This window comes from Pseudomonas sp. LBUM1679 (assembly GCF_059695565.1).
Map to the genome: position 1 here is coordinate 6,499,608 of NZ_CP166774.1, position 23,494 is coordinate 6,523,101.

A 23,494-nucleotide genomic window follows, 5' to 3' on the forward strand; every position below is an offset into this window, starting at 1 on the left:
CTACTTGTGGTAAGGGTGGCCGGACAGCACTGTCCAGGCACGATACAGCTGTTCGCCGATCAGAATGCGTACCAGCGGGTGCGGCAAGGTCAACGGCGAGAGCGACCAGCGCTGATCGGCCCGGGCACAGACTTCCGGCGCCAGCCCTTCGGGGCCGCCGACCATGAAATTCACCGTGCGCGAGTCCAGCCGCCAGCGATCGAGCTCGACCGCCAGCTGCTCGGTGCTCCAGGGCTTGCCGTGGACTTCGAGGGTGACAACCCGCTCGTTCGGCCCGACCTTGGCCAGCATGGCTTCGCCTTCCTGACGGATGAAGCGCGCCACGTCGGCGTTCTTGCCGCGGGTGTTGAGCGGTATTTCCACCAGTTCCAGCGCCAGCTCGGACGGAAGACGCTTGGCATATTCATGCCAGCCTTCTTCCACCCACTTGGGCATGCGTGAACCGACGGCGATCAGTCGCAGTCGCACAGCGGTCCCTTATTGCTGGTCTTTGTTGAGCTTGACGAAGTGCTCATGGGTGTTTTCCGGGCTGTGGTGAGCCGCGTTCAGCGCACGGCTCTGTTCCGCACCGGACCACAGACGCTCCAGGTCGTAAAACTGACGAGCCGAGGCGGTCATCATGTGGACGATGACATCATCCATGTCCAGCAGCACCCAATCGCTGTCGCCCTTGCCTTCTTCACCCAATGGCTTGACGCCCCGGGCCTTGACCGCCTCGCGGACCTTATCCAGCATCGCGCCGATCTGGCGGTTGGACGTACCGGTAGCGATGATCATGAAGTCCGTGATGCTCTGCTTTTCACGAACGTCGATGACCTGGATGTCCTGGGCCTTGACATCTTCCAGGGCCGCAACGGCGACCTTGACCAGCTCTTCGCCGCGCAGCTCGGGGCCGGTTTGGACCTCTACTGGCAGCGGGGCGCTCTTGAACGTGCCTTTGCGCTTTACTTTAGTTACGTCTTTGTCAGTCATATAAAACTCGTTTTGCTCGTATGTTCGGGCGCTTCAATACACGTCATTACGTGCCTGGAAGCATGCCCTCTTTTCAGTTCGACGCACGGTAGAGACCGTGCGCATCGATGTAGGCCAGGACCGCGTCGGGCACCAGGAAACGTACCGACTTACCGCTGGCCAGCAGTTGACGGATCTGGGTGGCGGATACCGCAAGCGGTGTCTGCCAGACGAATGCAATCTGTCCGCTCGGCCCTTTGAGGGCCAGCGGGTCGCTCACCGAGCGCGCTGCCAGCAGGTTGCGCAAGGCATCCGGCGGTTCGCTGTCGGCATCCGGGCGTTGCAGCACCAGGATGTGGCAATGCTGGAGCAACTCTTCCCAGCGGTGCCAAGTGGGCAGGCCGCAAAATGCGTCCCAGCCCAAAAGTAGAAAAACCTGGTCCTGCGCGGCCAGTTCGGCACGCATCAGCTCCAGGGTATCGATGGTGTAGGACGGTTTGTCCCGCTGCAATTCGCGGGCATCCACCACCAACGGCGCCACACCGGCCACCGCACACTCGACCATCGCCAGACGGTCCTTGGCCGACACCTGCGGCGTACCGCGATGAGGCGGCCTGGCGCTGGGTGTCAGGCGCAGTTCATCGAGCGCCAGCGATTCGGCGACTTCCAGCGCACCGCGCAAATGGCCGATGTGCACTGGATCGAAGGTCCCGCCCAGCATGCCGATGCGGCGAGGCGCAGGTTCGCGGGTGGTGACCGGGGCGGACGGTTTGAGGTCGCCCAACTCAGACCGACGCCTGGCCGCGCAACTGACCGTCCCCGACCACGATGTACTTCTCGCAGGTCAGACCTTCGAGCCCCACCGGGCCGCGGGCGTGCAGCTTATCAGTAGAAATGCCGATCTCGGCACCCAATCCGTATTCGAAGCCATCGGCGAAGCACGTCGGGGTGTTGATCATCACCGACGACGAATCGACTTCCGCGACGAAGCGGCGGGTGTCTGCCAGGTTCTCGCTGACGATCGAGTCGGTGTGATGCGAGCCGTACTTGTTGATGTGCTCGATGGCCTGGTCCAGCCCGTCGACCACGCGGATCGAGAGGATCGGTGCCAGGTATTCGGTGTTCCAGTCATCTTCTGTTGCCGCAACCGCCTCGACGATCGCCCGGGTACGTTCGCAACCACGCAGTTCGACGCCTTTTTCGCGGAACTGTGCAGCCATCGATGGCAGGAAGTCTTTGGCCACGGCTTGATCCACCAGCAGCGTTTCCATCGCGCCGCAGATGCCATACCGGTAAGTCTTGGCGTTGAAGGCGATGCGTTGGGCTTTCTGCAGGTCGGCGTGGGCGCTGACGTAGACGTGGCAGATGCCATCCAGGTGCTTGATCACCGGCACTCGCGCATCGCGGCTGACCCGTTCGATCAGGCCACGGCCGCCACGGGGCACGATGACGTCGACGTAATCAGGCATGGTGATCAGTGCGCCAACGGCGGCGCGATCGGTGGTTTCGACCACTTGCACCACGGCCGCCGGCAGATCGGCCTCGGCCAGGCCGCGCTGGATGCAGGCGGCAATGGCACGGTTGGAGTGGATGGCCTCGGAGCCGCCGCGCAGGATGGTCGCGTTGCCGGACTTCAGGCACAGGCTGGCCGCATCGATGGTCACGTTGGGCCGCGATTCGTAAATGATCCCGATCACGCCCAGCGGCACACGCATCTTGCCCACCTGAATCCCCGAGGGGCGATAACTCATGTCGCGGATCGCACCGACCGGATCCGGCAGCGCGGCCACCTGACGCAAACCGACGATCATGCCGTCGATACGTTCCGGGGTCAGCGCCAGACGCTCCAGCAGGGCCGGCTCAAGACCGTTGGCGCGGCCAGCCGCCAAATCCAGCTCGTTGGCGGCTGTCAGCTCGGCGCGAGCAGCGTCCAACGCATCGGCAGCAGCCTGCAATGCGCGGTTCTTCTGCGCAGTGCTGGCACGGCCGATGATGCGAGAAGCTTCGCGGGCGGCGCGACCCAAACGGGTCATGTAGTCAAGAACGGACTCAGTCATGGTCTGGAGTGGTCTTTGATAAGGTCTTGGTAAAGAGTAAAGCGGCAGATTATAGCTGTCGCGTCCCGGGACTAACAGCGGTGACAGGCGGATGGTCGAAAACGAGGGCAATTTGCCGACGTTCAGCCGTGATTAAGCTGCAAATTGTTATCATCACGACTCAATCAGCCCTGATAAACCCCGTTCATCATGACCAACCTGACTGTTCGTGCGTCCGAAACGAGCCTGCCCACGGCGCTCCCGGACGCGTTTTTCGACCGAGACGCCCAAACGCTCGCCCGGGAATTACTGGGCAAAGTGATCCGGCATCGGGTCGGTGAACTCTGGCTGAGCGCTCGAATCATCGAGACGGAAGCCTATTACTTCGAGGAAAAAGGCAGTCATGCCTCCCTTGGCTACACAGAAAAGCGTAAGGCTTTGTTTCTGGATGGTGGTCACATCTATATGTATTACGCCCGTGGCGGCGACTCCCTGAACTTCAGTGCTCAAGGTCCCGGCAATGCGGTGTTGATCAAATCCGGCTATCCCTGGGTCGATGAATTGAGCGGACCGGCGAGCCTGGCGCAAATGCTGTTGAACAATCCGGATGCCCAGGGCCGCCCTCGCCCCTCGCAAAAGCTCTGTGCCGGACAGACCTTGCTCTGCAAGGCGCTGGGCCTGAAGGTGCCGATCTGGGACGCCAAGCGCTTCGACCATGAAGTACTGCTGGTGGAAGATATCGGGCCCGCGCCCGGCCACATCATTCAAACCACGCGCCTGGGCATTCCCCATGGGCGTGACGAACACCTGATGTACCGCTTCGTCGATGCCGCCTATGCCGCCTACTGCACGCGCAACCCGCTGCGACGAGGGCAAGTCGAAGGCCGCAATTACTTTTTGCTGTAAACACACCCCCCCTGTAGGAGCTGACGAGTGAAACGAGGCTGCGATCCTTTGATCTTGCTTTTAAAAGATCAAAAGATCGCAGCCTGCGGCAGCTCCTACGGGGTTTATCGATAAGTTGGGAGATGTTTTTTATGGGCCCATGGCTCGATAGCGTGACCGGATGGTTGACGGTCAACCCGCAATGGCTGGCCGCCGCGGTGTTCATAGTGGCCTTTGTGGAATGCCTGGCAATTGCCGGGCTGATCGTCCCCGGCACGGTATTGCTGTTTGCCGTCGCGGTTCTGGCCGGCAGTGGCGCGCTGTCGTTGAGCGAAACCCTGCTGCTGGGGTTCGTCGCCGGAGTGCTGGGCGATATTGTTTCGTACTTCGTGGGGCGGCATTTCCATCAGAACATCCGGCGCCTGCCCGGGCTGCGCCATCACCCGGAATGGATCGCCGGGGCCGAGGCCTATTTCCAGCGTTATGGCATTGCCAGCCTGCTGGTTGGACGCTTCATCGGCCCGTTGCGGCCCATGCTGCCGATGGTCGCCGGGATGTTCGACATGCCGTTCCCGCGCTTCGCCGCCGTCAGCCTGCTGGCCGCCGCTGGCTGGAGCGTCGCCTACCTGCTGCCTGGGTGGGCCACCGGCGCGGCGATCCGCCTGCCGTTACCGGAAGGTTTCTGGCTGCAGGCGGGCATCGTCGCCGGCAGTGTCGCGGTGATGATCGGCTTGAGCGTGACCAGCAGTCTGCGCCGCCATCGCCGGGCGACGACCTGGATCAGCGGCATGAGCCTGCTGATCCTGATCGGCCTGTTCATCGGTTATCCGCACCTGACCGCCCTGGATCAGGGCGTGATGACCCTGGTGCAGGAACACCGCGGCCCGATGCTGGATGAAATGGCGGTCACCTTCACCCTGATCGGTGAGTTCCGCAACATGCTGCTGTTCAGTGCCCTGCTCACTGGTCTGCTGTTGCTTTGCCGACAATGGCGTCAGGCGCTGTTCGCAGGTGGCACCCTGCTCTGCACCGCCTTGGCCAATACCGCGACCAAAAACTTCTTCGCCCGGGTTCGCCCGGAAGTGCTGACTGATCCTTTGACCAGCTACAGCATGCCCAGCGGCCACGCTTCTGGTTCGTTTGCCTTGTTTCTGACCCTTGCCGTACTCGCCGGCCGCGGACAGCCGCCACGGATGCGCCTGACATGGCTGCTGCTGGCCTGCCTGCCGGCGCTATCAATCGCCTTGTCACGGGTTTATCTCGGTGCGCACTGGCCGACCGACGTGCTGGCCGGCGCCATGCTGGCTGCGTGCGTGTGTGCCGCGAGTTTGTGGCTGAGCCAGCGCCAGACACCCCTCAATGCCATGCCGTTCAAGGTCTGGTGGCTGATCCTGCCGGCGTTGCTGGCCTTGTTCAGTTTTTTCGCCCTGCGCCATCTGCCGCATGCAATGTTGCGCTACGCGTACTGACACCACGGGCTCGCCACTCTATTCGCCAACAGCAAAGAGCGCCCTTCTCGCCACTCTTCAAGGATTTCACCGACGAGAGTGGCGCTTGATCCCGTGAATCGAACATCTGCGTCGCAACCGCGTCTTTTCAGAATAATCAGTCAAGCCAATAATCGAAGTTACATATTTTTCCATAACTTCCAACGTCTGCACCTTTCACAACATGGAAAATCAATTACATTAAAGTCAATGGCGTGAACTATCAATTTCCTGATCAAACTTCCAATCTGCCACAGATAAAAAAAGATACAACCACGACAGCGTAATTACGACTCACCGTCTTTCGGCAAAAAACCCATAGAATCGCTACGCGTAGTCGCCGAACAGCATCCAGCTATCAGTGTTTCATACAGTCATTATTTAAAGGATTAAACAATGGCACAACTTATCGAACCCGCCGTAGAAAACTCAACCCACAGTACCCTTCAAGTGACGGCGATCAGCGTCTCAGCCAACATTCATGCGCCCGCCGCCGGCCGAATCGACAGTGCGCCAGTATTGCCACCTGTGCTGACGCCACCGCCGGACCCTACGGTGCCAGGCCAACGATCCCGTCACACACTGAAAATCCTCGACGAACATTTCGGGCCATTGCAATTCGGCAATTCCAATGTCACTCGCGTAGAACTCAAGGCCATGGGCGCGACGGTGCATGGCCGCGCCATCAGCTCGGCAAATGCGAACATACCAGTGCCCGATCAGGACTTCGTCGACGGACTGAGCTTCGACACAACCAAGGTCGAGGGCCGGGTAAAGTCCGCAAAAACCCCGGACAGTGCCACCGTCGCCACTCTTTTCTATGAAATCGCCATAAGTCGCTCGGCCGACGCCCAGCCCATGTTCGCCACCACCGACCTGCCTGTGCCCGGCAACTCTATGGATCGCTTGAACAAGCTTGGGAATGCGGCGCAAAAAATCGACATCCATCACGTCGACTCCCTTAACAATCATCCCGCTTGGGTCAACAAGGGCAAAAGCTACCTGCAGGGCGGTACGGGCGTGGGCTTGCAAGCCTACGGAATCTACAGCGGCTTCATGGGGGCGATGGAAGCTCTCAAGACCGGTGACGTGGGCGAAGCTGCGTTCAACGCCGGATCGATTGTGAGTGAATTCGGTTCATTGATCGTCGAGCGCGGCCTGGCAAAGGGTGGCGACGCGATGATCAGGAACGGCTCAATCGTATTCAGCCGGTTTTCCGCCACCTCGGCAGGTGCCGTATTCAGCCGGGGGGGCGGGTTATTTGCCAGCGCGATCACCCTGCCGTTCGACATTATCAGTGCCGTTAAATCCTTTAATGCCGCAGCCGCCTCCCAAGGCAAGGAGGCCCAGGACCATTACGTCAGTGGTGGCTTGAGCGTGGCTGGCGCTGGTGTCAGCCTGGTCTTGGGCGTGGCGGCACTTGCCGGATTCGGTAGCACCGCCGGTCCCATTGGACTCGTCGCCGCGGCCGTGCTCATTGCTGGAGCGGAAATTTACCGGGCGGCCCGGGTCGTGGACGACATCGATGACTACATTGAACTGACCGCGCACCAACGTTTGCGCTCAGGCTGGTTCGCCTTCACCCGGCAGGAGCTGGATCAGGACGTCATGGATCACTACAAGATCGCCAAAGCCCGTAGCGACCACGGCAAACAGCTGGAAATATCCGCAAAGGACTTGCTTCAAAACGAGCATTACAAACACTACCTGGAATACGTCGTAAACGGCAGTTTCAACGTCGAGTTGAAGCCCGTGGAAATTTGGCGCCATCAATGGAACGAGGAAGCCGGGGAGCCGCCGTTCAAGCTCGATAACGAACCGGTCATCGTTGGCAGCGATGACATCATCGACGCTCGTGACGGGTTGCCGCAAAACCTCAAAGGCAGCGTCAAAGGTAGCCCCGGCGAAAACAAAGGCGTGTTATGGCGACTCGGCGATGGCAACGATCAGGTCTTCGGCGTCAAGGACCAGCCCAATCTCTTCAGCTATCGGGAGGGCGCCAAGGCACTGACTGGCGGTGACAAGGATGATGGGTTTTACTTCGAAACAACCGAAGCGCAACTGAACCGGTCAGTGAGACCTGAACGAATCACTGTTCTTGACGGGGGAGAGGGTTCCGACACGCTGGCCTTCGAAGGCACCCGCCCGGCCCCGGATACCCGTAACACCCGCGACAACGTTGATACTCGCCACATCGGCTATGACGTCAATCTGCAAACCGGAAAGGCTACCTTGCGCAGTCACGACCCGGTGATAGACGAGATCACGGTCGCGCAAATCAGCTCCATCGAAAACGTCTCGACATTGCGCGGTGGGACCAATCGGGTCACCGGGAGCGACAAGGCCGAGCGAATCTCGGCCAACGGTAACGACCATGTCATTGCCGGAGCCGGTGACGACACAATCGCCATCCGCGGGGCGGACTGCCGGATTGATGGCGGCCCCGGGAAGGATCACTACTACATCGCCGACACATCGGCTCGAGTGACGATTGTTGAAGACGGCGAACAATCGAGCCTCATCGAGTTTGGCTGGCCCATGGAGAGCATTCAACGCTGGCAGATCGTTGATACCTCGCTGGTCGTCAGCTCGTTACGTGGCAAGGATGGCGAACTCCCTGAACACCTGTTGACCATCGAGAATGTTTACACGCGCGTCGACGGTCAGCGTCAGGTGACAAATAGCCAGTTGCTGTTTAAAACCCAGGACGGTTACGAGATCGTGCCCATCTTGCCTGTTCACCTGACTGATTCATCCTTTTACGACGTCGAATGCATAGTGACCGTCATCGGTCAGCCCGTGCCTGCTCCGCACATTATCAACAGCGGAACCGTAGTGATCGCGGAGCAGAAATCGAAGCGCTACTTTGTTTCACGGGCTGGCCTCAGGGTCGATTTCATTGCGTATGCCGATACGCCTACAACCTCCAGCACCCTTTATCTGGATTATAAATATGAAGAAATACATGAAATCAGGGCCAACTACCAGGTAATAGTAAGCGAAGGTGTTTCCGGTTACACATTCCTCCGTTATAGCCGCTTCACTATATGGATCCAACTTCCATCAAGAATCATTAATTTCACGGGTGTCATTAGAGAAAGGCCGCAGGAAAAACCCGCAAGCACCCCTAATTCAAGTATCAAGTCCGCCGTCATAGAGTGCGTACAAGACATCGTACTGGTCATGCAGGACGGCGAATCCTATCGATTGATGCCGCCCGATATCCCCTATCAGGAGGATGCTGCTGCTCCGGGCTATAAATCCCGTCTCACCAAGATGTGCCTAAAGCGTCGACACGGCAACTACAGGTTTATCCGGCCAAAACGGATAAAACCCTATCTGCTCGCCACTACCCCCCAAGCGGTTAACTTCCCACCCACTCCCCACGCCGGTATATATGCCCTGCAAGGCCAAGCTTCAACCTACGACGTGTACCTTATCAGCAACACCACGTTCAGCCTGTCAACACCAGGCGCAATGACACAAACATCCAACGCATCGACCTGGGCCATCTTCAGTAGAGACTTGACAGAAACCGTAACACGCAACGAAATACGGCTGACGTCCGAATACCTGCGAATCGGTAGCGCAGTGCTCCAGTTGCCGAGTCTGGATCACGCAGGACCGGTGGAATCCATTAGCGTGGCGACTTCATCCGGAAATATTTATTCCGTCGAACTGTTATTTGAAGTGCTGCAACTTTACGTGATCAACGCACAGGGCTACGCAAGCGTCGACGCGTTGTTGGCTGACATCCAGGTGCACAGAGAGCGAAACGAACTGGCCGTGAAAATCGTGGTTAAAAACATAGGCGTCTCATCACTGGACGGCACGGTGTATTACAACTCGACGAACGATTACTGGGGTATCGATACGGATCTGAAGTGGCGCATCAAACCCGAGGACCTGATCATAGAACCGATCCAGAACGCTTGATCCCTGATTAACTTATTTGGCCATGCAGACCCGGCGTGACGTATATCGGCACGCCGGCGCTTGCCTCATTCAGTCGAGGGACTGGCTGAATCATTACAAATGGAGTGCGACCCTTACGCGCCAGAAGAAATTAAGCAAACAACTCCCCCTGCAACTCATCCAGCAGCGCCTGGATCGCATCCAGTCGCTGCTGCGGATCATCGAGTTGCAGCAGGTCAATCTTGTCCAACTCGGCGAATGGCAGCAGGTACGCCAACTGATTGGCCAGCGACTGTTGCCCGGCCGCTTCGGTGCCCATGTTCAGTGCTTCGACCATCGGGTGTTCCGCCAGGGCCTTGAGCAGCGCGACCAGGTCGGCGTCCTCGTCCTGGAGCGGTTGCTCGGGCTCGTCTTCCAGCCATTCGACCTCGGCGACAATCAACTGATCGCGCTGTACTTCGGTGCGCACAACGTGGAAACGCCGACCGCCCTGCACTCGAATGCCCAGCAGGCCATTGTCCTGCTGTTTGAAATCGGTGATCAGCGCTTCACACCCGACCAGCGCATAGCCCGCCGGAGCGATGCCGACTTCTTCGCCATCGAGGATGCACACCACGCCGAAGCCGCCCCCCTGTTTCATGCAGCGGCCGATCATGTCCAGGTAGCGCGCCTCGAAAATCTGCAAGTCGAGGATGCAGCCAGGAAACAGCACCGTGTTCAGCGGGAAAAGCGGCAAGCTCATAGACATTTCCTTACACCACCATCGACACCGCCAACGGCAGGAACACCGCCGTGGCCACGCCCATCAGACTCATCGCCAGCGCCGCAAAGGCGCCACACTCATCACTTTCCTGCATTGCCACCGCCGTGCCGACCGCATGGGCGGTCATGCCCAGGGCCATGCCGCGAGCCTCAGGACTGTGGACACCGAGCCTGGTCAACAGACTTGGCCCGAAGATCGCTCCGATCACGCCGGTAATCAATACGAACACCGCCGCCAACGCCGCGACGCCACCGATCTGCTCGGCCACCAGCATCGCAATCGGTGAGGTCACCGACTTCGGCGCCATGGTCATCAGGATCATGTGTTCGGCGCCAAACCACCAGCCCAGCAACACGCCCATGCCCGTGGCAACCACACCGCCTATCACCAGCGTAGTAAATATCGGCCAGAACAACTGCCGAATCCGTCGCAGGTTGAGGTAAAGCGGCACAGCCAGCGCGACCGTTGCGGGGCCGAGCAGGATACTGAGGATCTCGGTGCTCTTGCGGTATTCGGCGTAGGTCAGGCCGCAACCCACCAGCACACCGATCACCAGCAGCATGGAAACCAGCACCGGCTGCAGAAAGATCCAGCGGGTTTTCTCGAACGCCGCCAGCACCAGTTGATAGGCGCCCAGGGTCACGCCAATGCCGAACAACGGATGATGAATCACTGACGTCCAGGCCCCGTGCCAGTCGAAGATCATTGGCCGTCCTCGTGTGGCGCGTGACGCTTGATCATGCGTTGCATCAAGACACCGGCAAACGCCAGGGACAGCACCAGCGACAGCACCAGCGCGCCGACGATGGCCCAGAAATCCGCCGCGATATCGGCGGCGTAAACCATCACGCCCACCGCCGGCGGCACCAGCAGCAACGGCAGGTAACGCAGCAGACTGCTGGCCGCCAGATTCAGCGGCTCACCCACCTGGCCACGGCTGATCAAAAACACCAGCAACAGCAGCAGGCCGATGATCGGCCCCGGTAGCACCGGCACAAACAAATGGTTGAGGGCGGTGCCGAGCAATTGGAACAGCACCAGCCATGTCAGGCCACGTAACAACATCCTTCATCTCCCGCAAAACCCGTCACCCGCAGTGACGGGTCGAACATTATAAGCATGCCGACGCTATGGATCGGCATTCGCAGATAACATGGACAGTTGACCGGAGCCATTTGCCATGTTGATCTAAAGTGGTAACCCCGGGAGGTCAAATCCCCCCACCTCAAAAACTATAAAACCGATGAACCCAAGGAGAGTCTCGATGCCCTATGTTCCCGTTGCAGAGCTCAAAGATTATGTCGGCAAGGAACTCGGACGTTCCGAATGGCTCACCATCGATCAGGCGCGTATCAACCTGTTCGCCGAAGCCACTGGGGACTACCAGTTTATCCATGTCGACCCGGTCAAAGCCGCGCAAACGCCATTTGGCAGCACCATTGCACACGGTTTCCTGTCGCTGTCGTTGATACCCAAACTGATGGAAGACATCCTCGTCATGCCTGAAGGCTTGAAGATGGTGGTCAACTACGGCCTCGACAGCGTGCGTTTCATTCAGCCGGTCAAGGTCGACTCGAAAGTGCGACTGAAGGTCGATCTGACCGAAGTCACCGAGAAAAAACCCGGCCAATGGCTGCTCAAGGCTACCGCCACCCTGGAAATCGAAGGCTCGGAAAAACCGGCGTATATCGCTGAACCCTTGTCCCTCTGCTTCGTGTAACCCATCCCGGAGGCGAAGCAGCTCATGCTGTTTCGCGCCCTCTCCTTTCTCCTGGCTATATTAGGGCACAGAGCTGCGGCATACTCGGTCGCCTAATTGCCCGGATCCCGCTATGCGCTCACTAGCACTCCTTGCCCTGACCCTGTTGCTCACCGCTTGCGGCGATGGCGAATCCCTGTTGCCTCCCGACGCCCGCCTGCCGGATGGCGGTCGCTATCGCGGCGATCTGGTCAATGGCTTGTTGCAAGGCCAGGGCCGCGTCGACTATCCGAACGGCAGCTGGTATGCCGGCGGGTTCGACCAAGGCCAATGGCATGGCCAGGGTGAATGGCATGGCAGTAATGGCGAAGTCTATCGCGGGGCCTTCAATCAAGGCCTGTTCGACGGCAACGGGCAACTGAGCACCAGCGGCAGCAGCTATTCCGGCGGCTTCAAAGGCGGGCGCCGGGACGGTGAAGGCACCCTCAAAGAAAACGGCATGACCTATCGCGGGGAATTCAAAGCCGATCAATACTCGGGGCTCGGGCGTCTCGAACTCGAAGACGGCAGCTCGTATCAGGGCCAGTTTGCCCACGGCAAACCCAATGGCGAAGGCCAGCGTGGCGATGCCAGCGGCAATCAGTTCACCGGCCATTTCGTCGACGGTCAGCTCGAAGGCAACGGGACATTCAACAGTGCCGATGGCGACATCTACGTCGGCGGTTTCAAGAACAATCAACTGCACGGCAAGGGCCGCTACGAGAACGCCGACGGCGATGTCTGGCTCGGCCTGTTCAAGGAAGGTTCGCTCAACGGCAAGGGCGAGATGATCGGTGCCGACGGCAGCCACTATATCGGCCAGTTCAACGACTGGCGCTTTACCGGCCAAGGCCGATTGAACCTGCCTGATGGCAGCTTCTATATCGGCCAGTTCGACGTCGACAATTACAACGGTCACGGCACGCTGGTACTGACCGATGGCACGGTGCAGAGCGGTACATGGGTCAACGGCCAGCGCGTGCGCGATGCCAACGGCAAGTTACTGCCCGACCCGCTGGAGCTCGGCTTGCTGGCCCAGGGCCGCCTGCTCGACGACGCGCTGGCCAACATACCGGCCTCGACCCCGGCGATCGAGCTGTACACCCTGACTCTCGGTGGTGACGGCAAGCAAAGCGTGTTCCTGCGCGAGTCCGACTACGTCAGCAACATGCTCGCCAGCCGCTTCGGTGCCTTTGGCCAGATCCGCCTGGTCAACCATCGCGACCACCTTGTCGACCGGCCAATGGCCACCCGGGAAAACCTGCGCCGCGCTGCCTTGACACTGGCCGAGCGCAGCGGCCCGGAAGATTTGATTTTTCTTTACCTGACCAGCCACGGCACCAGCGAGCATGAACTGGTGCTCGACCAGCCGCGCATGGAGCTGTCCGACCTGCCGGCCGACGAACTCGCTGCCGTCCTGGCACCGCTGAAAAATCGCGACAAGATCATCGTGATTTCGTCCTGCTACTCCGGCGGCTTCATCCCGGCCCTTAAAGACGAACGCACCCTGATCATGACGGCCTCGCGGGCCGACCGGGTGTCTTTCGGCTGCTCTGAACAAGCCAACTTCACTTACTTTGGCGATGCCTTGTTTGCTCAGGCGCTGAACCAGACCGACGACCTGGAACACGCCTTCAAGCTGGCCAGCGCCACCGTGGCCGAGCGCGAACTGGCAGACAGCTTCGAAGCTTCCGAGCCGCAGATCTGGGCACCAAAAACCGTGCTCTCCCACTGGCAACTGCTACGCAAACAGCAAGCACGAAAGGCATTGCAAAGTACCTCTATCCCCAGCAAGGATGCAAAGAGCAACTAAGCTGAATAGTATCAAGGGAGAAACACTATGTACTTGACGCCTCAGCACGTATTGCTTGCCGGAGCTACCGGTTTGACCGGTGAGCATCTTCTCGACCGTCTGCTCAATGAGCCAACGATTTCGCGAGTATTGGCGCCATCACGCCGGCCATTGGCCGAGCATCCCCATCTGGAAAATCCGGTCGGCGACCCATCGGTGTTTCTGCCGCAATTGAACGGTCGCGTCGACATCGCCTACTGCTGCCTTGGCACCACGATCAAGCAGGCCGGCTCGGAACAGGCGTTTCGCGCGGTGGACCTGGACATGGTGGTGGCGTTCGCCAAACGTGCACGGGAGATGGGCGCACGGCACCTGATCGTGATCAGTGCCTTGGGGGCCGATCGCAGATCCCCGATTTTCTACAACCGGGTCAAAGGCGAGATGGAATACGCATTGCGCGCGCAGGACTGGCCGCAACTGACCATTTGCCGACCTTCGTTGCTGCTGGGCGAACGCATTGAACCGCGGATGGCCGAGCAATTCGTTGGGCCCTTGTCCCGCTTGATCCCTGGCAAATATCGCGGTATCGAAGCCTGTCAACTGGCTCGCGCCATGTGGCGGCTGGCGCTGGAAGAACAGGATGGGGTGCGGATTGTCGAGTCGGATGAGTTGCGCAAGTTAGGTAAATAAGATCTTTTGATTTTTACAATCCGCCCGTCGCCTGAAAACTCACTCCCAACACTGTCAGCACTGACAGCGGCAACAACAACGTGTCGAGCAAGGCGCTGGCCGGCAGGTCGACGCCTGGGTAGGCCGGCGCTTCGGCGCCGAAGCGGTCCATGGCGCAGCAACCGCCATTCATGGCATACATATCCAGTCGAGTCCCCGAGTACACCACCGGCGCCCCCGGCTTGGCGGCATCGAGCGTGCGCGCGGTGGCGCAAGCCGTCAGCTGCGACGCCAGCACAATCACCAGCAGCTTATTCATCGCTGCTCAGATGGTGCTCGCCCCAACGCGGCAGCATGTCCTGGGGAATGTTCAGCAGGTTGAGAATCCGCGCCACGACGAAATCGATCAGATCATCGATCGTTTGCGGCTGATGATAGAAGCCCGGCGACGCCGGCAAAATCGTCACACCCATGTTCGACAACTTGAGCATGTGTTCCAGATGGATGCTCGAATATGGCGCCTCGCGCGGCACCAGGATCAACTGGCGACGCTCCTTCAACGTGACGTCGGCGGCACGTTCGATCAGATTATTGCAGGCCCCCGTCGCAATGGCCGACAAGGTACCGGTGGAACACGGTACCACCACCATTGCCGCCGGCGCGCCAGAGCCCGAGGCCACCGGCGACATCCAGTCTTCCTTGCCGTACACCCGAATCTGCCCGGCGGCCGCGCCGGTGTATTCGGTGAGGAAGGCCTGCATCATTTGCGTCTTGGGTGGCAACGTAACGTCGGTCTCGGTAGCCATCACCAGTTGCGCCGCCTTGGAGATCAGGAAGTGCACCTCGCGGTCTTCGCGAATCAGGCAGTCCAGCAGGCGTAAACCATACTGGGCACCCGAAGCGCCGGTCATCGCCAGCGTGATGCGTTCCGGACCATTGTTCATTGCAGCGCCTCGGCAAGTTTGCCGTGCAGGCCGCCGAAGCCGCCGTTGCTCATGATCACCACGTGAGTGCCGGGCTGGGCCTGGCTCTTCACGCGCTCGATGATGCCTTCCAGCGAGTCGCTGACGATTGACGGCACCGTGCACAACGCGGCGGTTGCGCCCAGGTCCCAGCCAAGGTTGGCCGGTGCGTACCAGATCACCTGGTCGGCATCGACCACGCTTTCCGGCAAGCCATCACGGTGAGCGCCGAGCTTCATCGAATTGGAGCGTGGCTCGATGATCGCAATCAACGGCGCGTCGCCGATGCGCTTGCGCAGGCCGTCGAGGGTGGTGGCGATGGCGGTCGGGTGATGAGCGAAGTCGTCGTAAATAGTGATGCCACCGACTTGCGCGACGATTTCCATCCGGCGCTTCACGCTTTTGAAGGCACTCAGCGCGGCGATGCCCATGGATGGCACGACGCCGACGTGACGGGCCGCAGCCAAAGTGGCCAGCGCGTTGGCAACGTTGTGCTGGCCGGTCATGTCCCACTCGACGACGCCTTGGGTGACGCCTTCGAACATCACTTCGAATGCCGAACCGTCTTCGCTCAACAACTTGACCTGCCACTGACCGCCAGCACCGGTGGTTTGCACTGGCGTCCAGCAACCCATTTCAATAACGCGCTGCAAGGCAGGCTCGGTGGTTGGATGGATCACCAGGCCTTCGCTCGGAATCGTCCTCACCAAATGGTGGAACTGCCGCTCGATGGCTGGCAGATCGGGGAAGATATCGGCGTGATCGTACTCAAGGTTGTTCAGAATCGCGGTGCGCGGGCGGTAATGCACGAACTTGGAGCGTTTATCGAAGAAGGCGCTGTCGTATTCGTCGGCTTCGATGACGAAGAAAGGCGTGTCACCCAGGCGCGCCGACACCGAGAAGTTCTGCGGCACGCCGCCGATCAGGAAACCCGGGCTCATGCCCGCATGTTCCAGCACCCAGGCGAGCATGCTGCTGGTGGTGGTCTTGCCGTGAGTACCGGCAACCGCCAGCACCCAGCGACCTTGCAGGACGTGATCCGCCAGCCATTGCGGGCCGGAAACGTAAGGCAGGCCTTTGTTCAGCACGTATTCGACGGCCGGGTTGCCGCGGGACATGGCGTTGCCGACCACCACCAGATCCGGTGCCGGATCGAGCTGCGCCGGGTCGTAGCCTTGGGTCAACTCAATGCCTTGTGCCTCCAGCTGAGTGCTCATCGGCGGATAGACGTTGGCATCGGAGCCCGTCACGTGATGGCCCAGCTCTTTGGCCAGAACCGCCATCGAACCCATGAAAGTGCCGCAGATACCAAGAATATGAATGTGCATAGTCGACCTCGTAAAACATGGCCGCAGGTTAGCCCAGGAAGGGGAAATTCGCACTCAGTGTTTGAAGATCACCGCCGTCTCTGTAGGAGCGAGGCTTGCCCGCGAAGGCAATTACGCGGTTTAACGGATGGACCGCGTTATCGTTATTCGCGGGCAAGCCTCGCTCCTACAGGGCCGGCGTGGCCTAGCGGGCGATACCGTGTTTACGCAGCTTTCTATAGAGGGTGTTACGGCTGACACCGAGCTGCTCGGCCGTGTGGGTCATATGCCAACGTGTCTGCTCCAGCGCATTGAGCAGCGCCAGCCGCTCGGCATCCTCCAGCGGATGCTCGGATGGCGATTCGACGGCCACGACCTGCGCCGGCCGAGCCTGGCGAATCATCGCAGGCAAATCCTCCAGCCCAATCCGCCCGCCGTCACACAACGCGGCCAACGTACGCAGTACATTGCGCAACTGCCGTACATTCCCTGGCCAGGCAAACCCCAGCAACGCCTGCCGTGCCGGCGCGTCGATGATGACCGTTTCGCCGCCAGCTTCTTCGGCCAGCAAAAAATCGAGCAGCTGGGATTTATCACTGCGCTCGCGCAACGCCGGCAGTGCCACTTCCAGCCCGTTGAGCCGGTAATACAAATCCTCGCGGAAGCTGCCGTCCTGCACCCGTTCCAACAGATTGCGGTGAGTGGCACTGATGATTCGGACATTGACCGACTCCGGCTCGCCGCCAATCGGTACCACCTGACGATCCTCCAGCACCCTTAACAGCCGGGTCTGCAAGGCCAGCGGCATGTCGCCGATTTCATCGAGAAACAAGGTACCGCCATCGGCCTGCTGCAACTTGCCGCGCATGCCCTCCTTGCGCGCCCCGGTGAAACTGCCGCCGCGATAGCCAAACAACTCGCTCTCGATCAGGCTTTCAGGAATGGCCGCGCAATTGAGCGCGATGAAGGCTTTTTCGGCCCGTTGACTGGCGTGGTGCACGGCTTTCGCGAAGGCCTCCTTGCCCGTCCCCGTTTCGCCGTTGATCAGCAATGGCACGTCACGCTCGAAGACTCGCAGGCACTTGCGAAAATCGTCCTGCAGCGCCGTGTCGCCCAGACAGATCCCGGACAGCCGGGGACGCTCGGCAACCATCGGACTGCGCACCAGCGGCACCGGAATGCTGCGTGGTTGCCCTCGCAGCAGGGCAAACAGGCTCCGCCCGTCACGGGTGCGCAGCGGCCAACTGGCGCTGGCATTGACGCTCGCACGCCCGAGCAGCTCATCCAGCGAGCAGTCGAAAAACGCCTCGACCGGTTTACCCAGCAACCCGCCGCGGATATGTCCCAACAGATTCAGTGCGCTCTGGTTGACGGCGCTGATTCGCCCTTCGCCGTCGAACGCCAGCAGCCCTTCGCTGAATAACCCGACGGACTCGGCCTGAAGATGAAAACGCAGCAACCATTGATTGTCGAAGTAACGCAGGAAATAGCAGCTCTCGATCATCTTCGCCGACAGATTGACCAGCGCCATGGTGTGGAACTGACTCTGCCGCGAGACCTCGTGGCGCGCGGAGGATACGTCAAGCACCGCCAGCAGTTCGCCATGGGGATCGAATACCGGGCTCGCCGAACAGGTCAGGCCCGTATGGCGACCGCGAAAGTGTTCGTCCTGGTGGATGGTCAGGGACTGACGCTCTACCAGGCAGGTGCCGATGCCATTGGTGCCCTCACAGGCTTCGCTCCAGTCGGCGCCAAGCCAAAGCCCGGCGCGCTCGAAGATTTTTCGCTCGGTGGGTGCAGTGACGCAGTTGAGAATGACCCCGCGGGCATCGGTGAGCAGCACCGCGTGGCCGGCGCCGGAGAGTTGCTGATGAAGGCTGGACATTTCGTTGCCGGCAATGTGCAACACCTGCTGCAAGCGTTCGCGACTTTCTAGGAGGCGCCCATGTTCCAGCACTGTCGGGGCCATGGTCAGGGCCGGGTCGAGGTGGTAGTCCTCAAGACAGCGCAGCCAGGAGCGGGCAATGGAGGGATCACTGCCTGGCCCCTGCAGGTGTGATTTCCCCTGAGTGACGGTCAACACCTGCTGGGCATGGCGACTCAAATGGTTGTAGTGCATTTCTTATTGTTCTCTCCGAGCGGTTTACACCGCCCCGTAGGAGCTGTCGAGTGGAACGAGGCTGCGATCTTTTGATCTTGTTTCTTAAAGCAAAATCAAAAGATCGCAGCCTCGTTTCACTCGACAGCTCCTACGGGGGTTGCACCGAGCATCCCCCAGCCGAGCTTGCATTGCAATGCTGGCAATACCGGCCGTGCCATAAACGGTACAAAGTGTCACAGAGGCTGTACCGAAAGCGTCACAGCCTGCACCCGCCTGTCCGACAAAAATCGCGCAAGACCTTGATTTCCCTGAGCTGCAGCGCAGTGGCCCGACCTTTGCTCTACGCTTATAACAAGCGCACATGCGCGCTCTCTTATAAGTACAAAAGCCAAGGAGAACTATCATGCGTTACGCTCACCCCGGTACTGAAGGCGCTATCGTTTCGTTCAAGAGCAAATACGGTAACTACATCGGCGGCGAGTTCGTCGCGCCTGTCAAAGGTCAGTACTTCACCAATACCTCGCCAGTGAATGGCCAACCGATTGCCGAATTCCCACGCTCCACGGCCGAAGACATCGACAAGGCCCTGGACGCTGCCCATGCGGCCGCCGATGCCTGGGGCGCCACGTCCGTCCAGGCGCGTTCGCTGGTGCTGCTGAAAATCGCCGACCGCATCGAACAGAACCTGGAAGTCCTGGCGATCACCGAGTCCTGGGACAACGGCAAAGCCGTGCGCGAAACCCTCAACGCCGACATCCCGCTGGCTGCCGACCATTTCCGCTACTACGCCGGCTGCATCCGCGCCCAGGAAGGCAGCGCCGCCGAAATCGACGGCAACACCGTGGCCTATCACATCCATGAACCGCTGGGCGTAGTCGGGCAGATCATCCCGTGGAACTTCCCGATCCTGATGGCCGCCTGGAAACTCGCCCCGGCGCTGGCTGCCGGCAACTGCGTGGTGCTCAAGCCTGCCGAACAAACCCCGCTGGGCATTACCGTACTGATGGAGCTGATCGGCGACCTGCTGCCACCCGGCGTGCTCAACGTGGTGCAGGGCTTCGGCAAAGAAGCCGGCGAAGCCCTGGCCACCAGCAAACGCATCGCCAAGATCGCCTTCACCGGCTCGACCCCGGTCGGCTCGCACATCATGAAGTGCGCCGCCGAAAACATCATTCCGTCCACCGTGGAGCTGGGTGGCAAGTCGCCGAACATCTTCTTCGAAGACATCATGCAAGCCGAACCGAGCTTCATCGAGAAGGCGGCTGAAGGCCTGGTGCTGGCGTTCTTCAACCAGGGCGAAGTCTGCACCTGCCCGTCCCGCGCCCTGGTGCAAGAATCGATCTACGACGACTTCATGAAAGTGGTGATGAACAAAGTCCTGCAAATCAAACGTGGCGACCCGCTGGACACCGACACCATGGTCGGCGCCCAGGCGTCCGAGCAGCAATTCGACAAAATCCTGTCGTACCTGGAAATCGCCAAGGGCGAAGGCGCCGAGCTGCTGACCGGCGGCAAGGTGGAAAAACTCGAGGGCAACCTGGCGACCGGGTATTACATCCAGCCGACCCTGCTCAAGGGCACCAACAAAATGCGCGTGTTCCAGGAAGAAATCTTTGGCCCGGTGGTGAGCATCACCACCTTCAAGGACGAAGCCGAAGCCCTGGCCATCGCCAACGACACCGAGTTCGGCCTCGGTGCCGGCCTGTGGACCCGCGACATCAACCGCGCCTACCGTATGGGCCGCGCGATCAAGGCCGGTCGGGTGTGGACCAACTGCTATCACCTGTACCCGGCGCATGCCGCGTTCGGTGGCTACAAGAAGTCCGGCGTCGGCCGTGAAACCCACAAGATGATGCTCGATCACTATCAGCAGACCAAAAACCTGCTGGTGAGCTACGACATCAATCCGCTGGGCTTCTTCTGATCGTTCCTCCCGGCGACTTCGGTCGCCGGGAGGCGCTTTACTATCAGCCCCTCTACTGTTCTCACATCGGATTCGGCGCCCATCAGCAGCCGAATGCATTGCAGCAACCGTAAATCCCCAAACGGCACTGCGCCAATCGTGCACGCAGCGTCCGCGCTTGAAAAAAACAACAATAAGGAGGGACAACGCATGGATCAGATCGGCAATTACGTGCTCTATCTCATCATGCTCTGCGCCGTACTCGGTGCCTTCGCGGCGATCTACAACAGCGATGAAGGGCTTGGTAAAGAATTCATGGAAGGCATCCACGCCACGGGCCACATCTTCGTGCCGGCGGCGGGCATCATGGCTTCCATCCCCTACCTGACTGTGGTCATCGAAAAAGCCTTCGGTCCGTTCTTCAGCTCCCTGGGCGCCGACCCGGCCCTGGCGGCGACCATGATCATCGCCTCGGACATGGGCGGCTATCACCTGGCCTCGGCGCTGGCGGCTAGCAAAGAAGCGCTGGTGATGGCGCTGATCACCGGTTTCATGGGCGGTGCGACCATCGTGTTCTCGATCCCCATGGGTCTGGCGATGCTCGACAAGCGCGACCACAAATACATGGCCCTGGGCATCATGTCGGGCATTTTGACCATCCCGCTGGGCGTACTGATCGCCAGCGTCATCCTCGCGTTCAGTAACCCGCTGGTACGGGACCTGGTGTCCACCAACGGCGAAGCCACCTATCAATTGGCCTTGGGCGTGGGCAGCATCTTCGCCAACCTGTTGCCGATCCTGATTTTCGTCGTGGGCCTGGCCTTGGGACTACGGTTCCTGCCCGACCTGATGATCAAGGGTTTCATCATCTTCGGCCGTACGATGGACGCTGCCATCAAACTGGTGTTGGTGTTCTCCATCGTCGAGTACTTCACCGGCGTGTTCACACTGGTGTTCGGCAGCTGGGGCTTCCACCCGATCATCGCGGACGCCGAAGACCAGACCCGCGCCCTGGAAACGGCCGGCTACATCGGCATTATGCTGGCCGGTGCGTTCCCGATGGTTTATCTGCTGCGCAAATACCTGGGTAAACCGCTGGAAAGCCTGGGCAGCAAGATCGGACTGAGCGCCGTCGGCAGTGCCGGCATGCTGGCGACTATCGCTAACATCCTGGCCATGTTCCGCCTGGTGCGCTTCATGCCCCCCAAGGACAAAGTGATCAACATCGCCTTCGGCGTTTGCGCCGCGTTCCTGCTGGGCGACCACCTGTCGTTCACGGCGAACTTCCAGCCCACCATCATCCTGCCGGTGCTGATTGGCAAGATAAGTGCAGGTTTCATTGCCGTGGGCCTGGCGTATTGGCTGTCGGTACCCAAGGCCTTGCAACTTGAAGCTCAGGATCGCGCCGCCGGGATCATCGCCGAGGGCGAATACCTCGGCCTGCCCCTGCCCGAGCCCCTTGCGCCGAACGGCATCAAGGCGACGGCCTGAGTCTGCTGCATTGAGGTGCGTTGATGACACAGGGCGTGGCATTCTGAGGAATCGCCAGCACTGGGCAGCGCACCTTCCTATTTGAAACGGAGACAGAAATGGCACGTTTTTCCCATACCGTCGGCGCCCAGGTCTACTGCTTCGACGATCTGAAGGAAGTCATGGCCAAGGCCAGTCCGGCGCGCTCCGGAGACTTCCTGGCCGGTGTCGCGGCACTCAATGATGGCGAGCGGGTGGCCGCGCAGATGGCGCTGGCGAACATCCCGCTCGCCCACTTCCTGCAGGAAGTACTGATTCCCTACGAGTCCGATGAAGTCACCCGGCTGATCATCGACACTCACGATAAACAGGCGTTCGCGGCAGTCAGCCACCTCACCGTCGGCGGTTTTCGCGACTGGCTGCTCAGCGATGCCGCCGACGAACACAGCCTGCGCGCCCTCGCTCCCGGCCTGACTCCGGAAATGGCCGCCGCCGTGTCGAAACTCATGCGCGTGCAGGATCTGGTGCTGGTGGCGCAGAAAATCCGCGTGGTCACCCGATTCCGCGGCACGCTGGGCCTGCGCGGCCGGTTATCCACGCGCCTGCAGCCGAACCACCCCACCGACGAACCCGCCGGCATCGCTGCGAGCATTCTCGACGGCCTGCTGTACGGCAACGGCGACGCGATGATCGGCATCAACCCGGCCACCGACAGCATCGCTTCGATCTGCGCGATGCTGGAAATGCTCGATGCGATCATCCAGCGCTACGAAATCCCCACTCAAGCCTGCGTGCTGACCCACGTCACCACCTCGATTGAAGCCATCAATCGCGGGGTTCCGCTGGACCTGGTGTTTCAGTCGATCGCTGGTACCGAAGCGGCCAACGCCAGTTTCGGCATCAACCTGAACGTTCTGCAGGAAGGCTACGACGCCGGTTTGAGCCTGAATCGGGGCACCTTGGGCCAGAACCTGATGTATTTCGAAACAGGTCAGGGCAGCGCCCTGTCAGCCAACGCCCACCACGGCCTCGATCAACAGACTTGCGAAACCCGTGCCTACGCCGTGGCGCGACATTTCAAACCGTTCCTGGTGAACACCGTTGTAGGATTCATCGGCCCGGAATACCTCTACAACGGAAAACAGATCATCCGTGCCGGCCTCGAAGATCACTTCTGCGGCAAGCTTCTGGGCGTACCGATGGGTTGCGACATCTGCTACACCAACCACGCCGAAGCCGACCAGGACGACATGGACACCCTGCTGACCCTGCTGGGCGTGGCCGGGATCAATTTCATCATGGGCATCCCCGGCTCCGACGACATCATGCTCAACTACCAGACCACTTCGTTCCACGACGCGCTCTACGCTCGCCAGACCCTGGGCCTGAAACCGGCGCCGGAGTTCGAAAAATGGCTGGCGAAAATGGGCATCTTCACGCAGGCGGACGGCAAAATTCACTTCGGCGACAGCCTGCCGCCGGCTTTCCGTCAGGCCATGGCGCAACTGGGATGAG

The 23,494-nt window shown here is 60.1% G+C and carries 20 protein-coding genes; 9 read left to right on the forward strand and 11 right to left on the reverse strand.

The window, feature by feature from the left end:
- The 4 genes from rlmH to ACA062_RS29750 all read right to left on the reverse strand — a co-directional run bounded on the left by rlmH (window position 1) and on the right by ACA062_RS29750 (window position 3,008).
- A complete protein-coding gene (gene rlmH / locus ACA062_RS29735) occupies window positions 1–468 on the reverse strand; it encodes a 23S rRNA (pseudouridine(1915)-N(3))-methyltransferase RlmH (RefSeq protein ID WP_007937439.1) in 468 nt (155 codons plus the stop codon).
- Between the two features lie 9 nt (window positions 469–477).
- A complete protein-coding gene (gene rsfS / locus ACA062_RS29740; protein ID WP_497454200.1) occupies window positions 478–972 on the reverse strand; it encodes a ribosome silencing factor in 495 nt (164 codons plus the stop codon).
- A gap of 73 nt (window positions 973–1,045) precedes the next feature.
- Entirely contained in the window at window positions 1,046–1,735 is a 690-nt protein-coding gene (gene nadD, locus ACA062_RS29745) for a nicotinate-nucleotide adenylyltransferase (RefSeq protein ID WP_128871436.1), read from the reverse strand.
- A 1-nt stretch (window position 1,736) separates the two neighbouring features.
- Complete coding sequence (locus tag ACA062_RS29750; RefSeq protein ID WP_497454201.1) at window positions 1,737–3,008, reverse strand: glutamate-5-semialdehyde dehydrogenase; 1,272 nt, start codon at window positions 3,006–3,008, stop codon at window positions 1,737–1,739.
- Window positions 3,009–3,197: 189 nt separating this feature from the next.
- Here ACA062_RS29750 and ACA062_RS29755 point away from each other — a divergent pair, with 189 nt between their 5' ends.
- The 3 genes from ACA062_RS29755 (at window position 3,198) to ACA062_RS29765 (ending at window position 9,295) form a co-directional block, all read left to right on the forward strand.
- On the forward strand, window positions 3,198–3,893 hold the full coding sequence (locus ACA062_RS29755) for a DNA-3-methyladenine glycosylase (RefSeq protein WP_497454202.1): 696 nt from the start codon (window positions 3,198–3,200) through the stop codon (window positions 3,891–3,893).
- A gap of 131 nt (window positions 3,894–4,024) precedes the next feature.
- Window positions 4,025–5,341 (forward strand): bifunctional DedA family/phosphatase PAP2 family protein, encoded by a 1,317-nt coding sequence (locus tag ACA062_RS29760; RefSeq protein WP_497454203.1) that lies wholly within the window; start codon window positions 4,025–4,027, stop codon window positions 5,339–5,341.
- Between the two features lie 414 nt (window positions 5,342–5,755).
- Window positions 5,756–9,295, forward strand: coding sequence for a calcium-binding protein (locus tag ACA062_RS29765; protein ID WP_497454204.1), 3,540 nt, complete (start codon window positions 5,756–5,758; stop codon window positions 9,293–9,295).
- A gap of 130 nt (window positions 9,296–9,425) precedes the next feature.
- Here the strand turns inward: ACA062_RS29765 and ACA062_RS29770 are convergent, their stop codons facing one another.
- From ACA062_RS29770 to ACA062_RS29780, 3 genes are read right to left on the reverse strand one after another with little or no spacing between them, the layout of a single operon-like run.
- Complete coding sequence (locus ACA062_RS29770; RefSeq protein ID WP_497454205.1) at window positions 9,426–10,016, reverse strand: LON peptidase substrate-binding domain-containing protein; 591 nt, start codon at window positions 10,014–10,016, stop codon at window positions 9,426–9,428.
- A 10-nt stretch (window positions 10,017–10,026) separates the two neighbouring features.
- Window positions 10,027–10,743 carry an LrgB family protein gene (locus ACA062_RS29775; protein WP_497454206.1) on the reverse strand — a complete coding sequence of 239 codons (717 nt, stop codon included), beginning with the start codon at window positions 10,741–10,743 and terminating at the stop codon, window positions 10,027–10,029.
- Window positions 10,740–11,102 (reverse strand): CidA/LrgA family protein, encoded by a 363-nt coding sequence (locus tag ACA062_RS29780; protein ID WP_128871428.1) that lies wholly within the window; start codon window positions 11,100–11,102, stop codon window positions 10,740–10,742. The genes ACA062_RS29775 and ACA062_RS29780 overlap by 4 nt, the downstream gene beginning before the upstream one ends.
- Before the next feature lie 199 nt (window positions 11,103–11,301).
- Between ACA062_RS29780 and ACA062_RS29785 the strand changes: the two genes are divergently transcribed.
- From ACA062_RS29785 to ACA062_RS29795, 3 genes are all read left to right on the forward strand, one after another.
- Window positions 11,302–11,757 carry a MaoC family dehydratase gene (locus ACA062_RS29785; RefSeq protein WP_150767562.1) on the forward strand — a complete coding sequence of 152 codons (456 nt, stop codon included), beginning with the start codon at window positions 11,302–11,304 and terminating at the stop codon, window positions 11,755–11,757.
- Window positions 11,758–11,869: 112 nt separating this feature from the next.
- Window positions 11,870–13,588, forward strand: a complete 1,719-nt coding sequence (locus tag ACA062_RS29790; RefSeq protein WP_497454207.1) for a C13 family peptidase — start codon at window positions 11,870–11,872, stop codon at window positions 13,586–13,588.
- Between the two features lie 27 nt (window positions 13,589–13,615).
- Window positions 13,616–14,257: an oxidoreductase gene (locus ACA062_RS29795; protein ID WP_497454208.1), complete on the forward strand. Its 642-nt coding sequence runs from the start codon at window positions 13,616–13,618 to the stop codon at window positions 14,255–14,257.
- 13 nt (window positions 14,258–14,270) lie between these two features.
- Here the strand turns inward: ACA062_RS29795 and ACA062_RS29800 are convergent, their stop codons facing one another.
- From ACA062_RS29800 to ACA062_RS29815, 4 genes are all read right to left on the reverse strand, one after another.
- Complete coding sequence (locus tag ACA062_RS29800; RefSeq protein WP_497454209.1) at window positions 14,271–14,555, reverse strand: YceK/YidQ family lipoprotein; 285 nt, start codon at window positions 14,553–14,555, stop codon at window positions 14,271–14,273.
- On the reverse strand, window positions 14,548–15,180 hold the full coding sequence (gene ubiX, locus ACA062_RS29805; RefSeq protein ID WP_064679975.1) for a flavin prenyltransferase UbiX: 633 nt from the start codon (window positions 15,178–15,180) through the stop codon (window positions 14,548–14,550). Before ubiX ends, ACA062_RS29800 begins: the two co-directional genes overlap by 8 nt.
- A complete protein-coding gene (gene mpl / locus ACA062_RS29810) occupies window positions 15,177–16,526 on the reverse strand; it encodes a UDP-N-acetylmuramate:L-alanyl-gamma-D-glutamyl-meso-diaminopimelate ligase (RefSeq protein ID WP_497454210.1) in 1,350 nt (449 codons plus the stop codon). Before mpl ends, ubiX begins: the two co-directional genes overlap by 4 nt.
- 184 nt (window positions 16,527–16,710) lie before the next feature.
- Window positions 16,711–18,624, reverse strand: a complete 1,914-nt coding sequence (locus tag ACA062_RS29815; protein ID WP_497454211.1) for a sigma-54-dependent Fis family transcriptional regulator — start codon at window positions 18,622–18,624, stop codon at window positions 16,711–16,713.
- A 385-nt stretch (window positions 18,625–19,009) separates the two neighbouring features.
- Between ACA062_RS29815 and exaC the strand changes: the two genes are divergently transcribed.
- From exaC to ACA062_RS29830, 3 genes are all read left to right on the forward strand, one after another.
- A complete protein-coding gene (exaC, locus tag ACA062_RS29820) occupies window positions 19,010–20,530 on the forward strand; it encodes an acetaldehyde dehydrogenase ExaC (RefSeq protein ID WP_497454212.1) in 1,521 nt (506 codons plus the stop codon).
- Between the two features lie 189 nt (window positions 20,531–20,719).
- On the forward strand, window positions 20,720–22,000 hold the full coding sequence (eutH, locus tag ACA062_RS29825; protein WP_497454213.1) for an ethanolamine utilization protein EutH: 1,281 nt from the start codon (window positions 20,720–20,722) through the stop codon (window positions 21,998–22,000).
- 98 nt (window positions 22,001–22,098) lie between these two features.
- Window positions 22,099–23,493: an ethanolamine ammonia-lyase subunit EutB gene (locus tag ACA062_RS29830; protein WP_497454214.1), complete on the forward strand. Its 1,395-nt coding sequence runs from the start codon at window positions 22,099–22,101 to the stop codon at window positions 23,491–23,493.
- Window position 23,494 lies beyond the last annotated feature (1 nt).

Bases quoted from the DNA above. Each gene is read 5' to 3' on its own strand.
- rsfS (WP_497454200.1), bottom strand. From the start codon at position 972: ATGACTGACAAAGACGTAACTAAAGTAAAGCGCAAAGGCACGTTCAAG.
- ACA062_RS29750 (WP_497454201.1), bottom strand. From the start codon at position 3,008: ATGACTGAGTCCGTTCTTGACTACATGACCCGTTTGGGTCGCGCCGCC.
- ACA062_RS29755 (WP_497454202.1), top strand. From the start codon at position 3,198: ATGACCAACCTGACTGTTCGTGCGTCCGAAACGAGCCTGCCCACGGCG.
- ACA062_RS29760 (WP_497454203.1), top strand. From the start codon at position 4,025: ATGGGCCCATGGCTCGATAGCGTGACCGGATGGTTGACGGTCAACCCG.
- ACA062_RS29765 (WP_497454204.1), top strand. From the start codon at position 5,756: ATGGCACAACTTATCGAACCCGCCGTAGAAAACTCAACCCACAGTACC.
- ACA062_RS29770 (WP_497454205.1), bottom strand. From the start codon at position 10,016: ATGAGCTTGCCGCTTTTCCCGCTGAACACGGTGCTGTTTCCTGGCTGC.
- ACA062_RS29775 (WP_497454206.1), bottom strand. From the start codon at position 10,743: ATGATCTTCGACTGGCACGGGGCCTGGACGTCAGTGATTCATCATCCG.
- ACA062_RS29780 (WP_128871428.1), bottom strand. From the start codon at position 11,102: ATGTTGTTACGTGGCCTGACATGGCTGGTGCTGTTCCAATTGCTCGGC.
- ACA062_RS29785 (WP_150767562.1), top strand. From the start codon at position 11,302: ATGCCCTATGTTCCCGTTGCAGAGCTCAAAGATTATGTCGGCAAGGAA.
- ACA062_RS29790 (WP_497454207.1), top strand. From the start codon at position 11,870: ATGCGCTCACTAGCACTCCTTGCCCTGACCCTGTTGCTCACCGCTTGC.
- ACA062_RS29795 (WP_497454208.1), top strand. From the start codon at position 13,616: ATGTACTTGACGCCTCAGCACGTATTGCTTGCCGGAGCTACCGGTTTG.
- ACA062_RS29800 (WP_497454209.1), bottom strand. From the start codon at position 14,555: ATGAATAAGCTGCTGGTGATTGTGCTGGCGTCGCAGCTGACGGCTTGC.
- ubiX (WP_064679975.1), bottom strand. From the start codon at position 15,180: ATGAACAATGGTCCGGAACGCATCACGCTGGCGATGACCGGCGCTTCG.
- mpl (WP_497454210.1), bottom strand. From the start codon at position 16,526: ATGCACATTCATATTCTTGGTATCTGCGGCACTTTCATGGGTTCGATG.
- ACA062_RS29815 (WP_497454211.1), bottom strand. From the start codon at position 18,624: ATGCACTACAACCATTTGAGTCGCCATGCCCAGCAGGTGTTGACCGTC.
- exaC (WP_497454212.1), top strand. From the start codon at position 19,010: ATGCGTTACGCTCACCCCGGTACTGAAGGCGCTATCGTTTCGTTCAAG.
- eutH (WP_497454213.1), top strand. From the start codon at position 20,720: ATGGATCAGATCGGCAATTACGTGCTCTATCTCATCATGCTCTGCGCC.
- ACA062_RS29830 (WP_497454214.1), top strand. From the start codon at position 22,099: ATGGCACGTTTTTCCCATACCGTCGGCGCCCAGGTCTACTGCTTCGAC.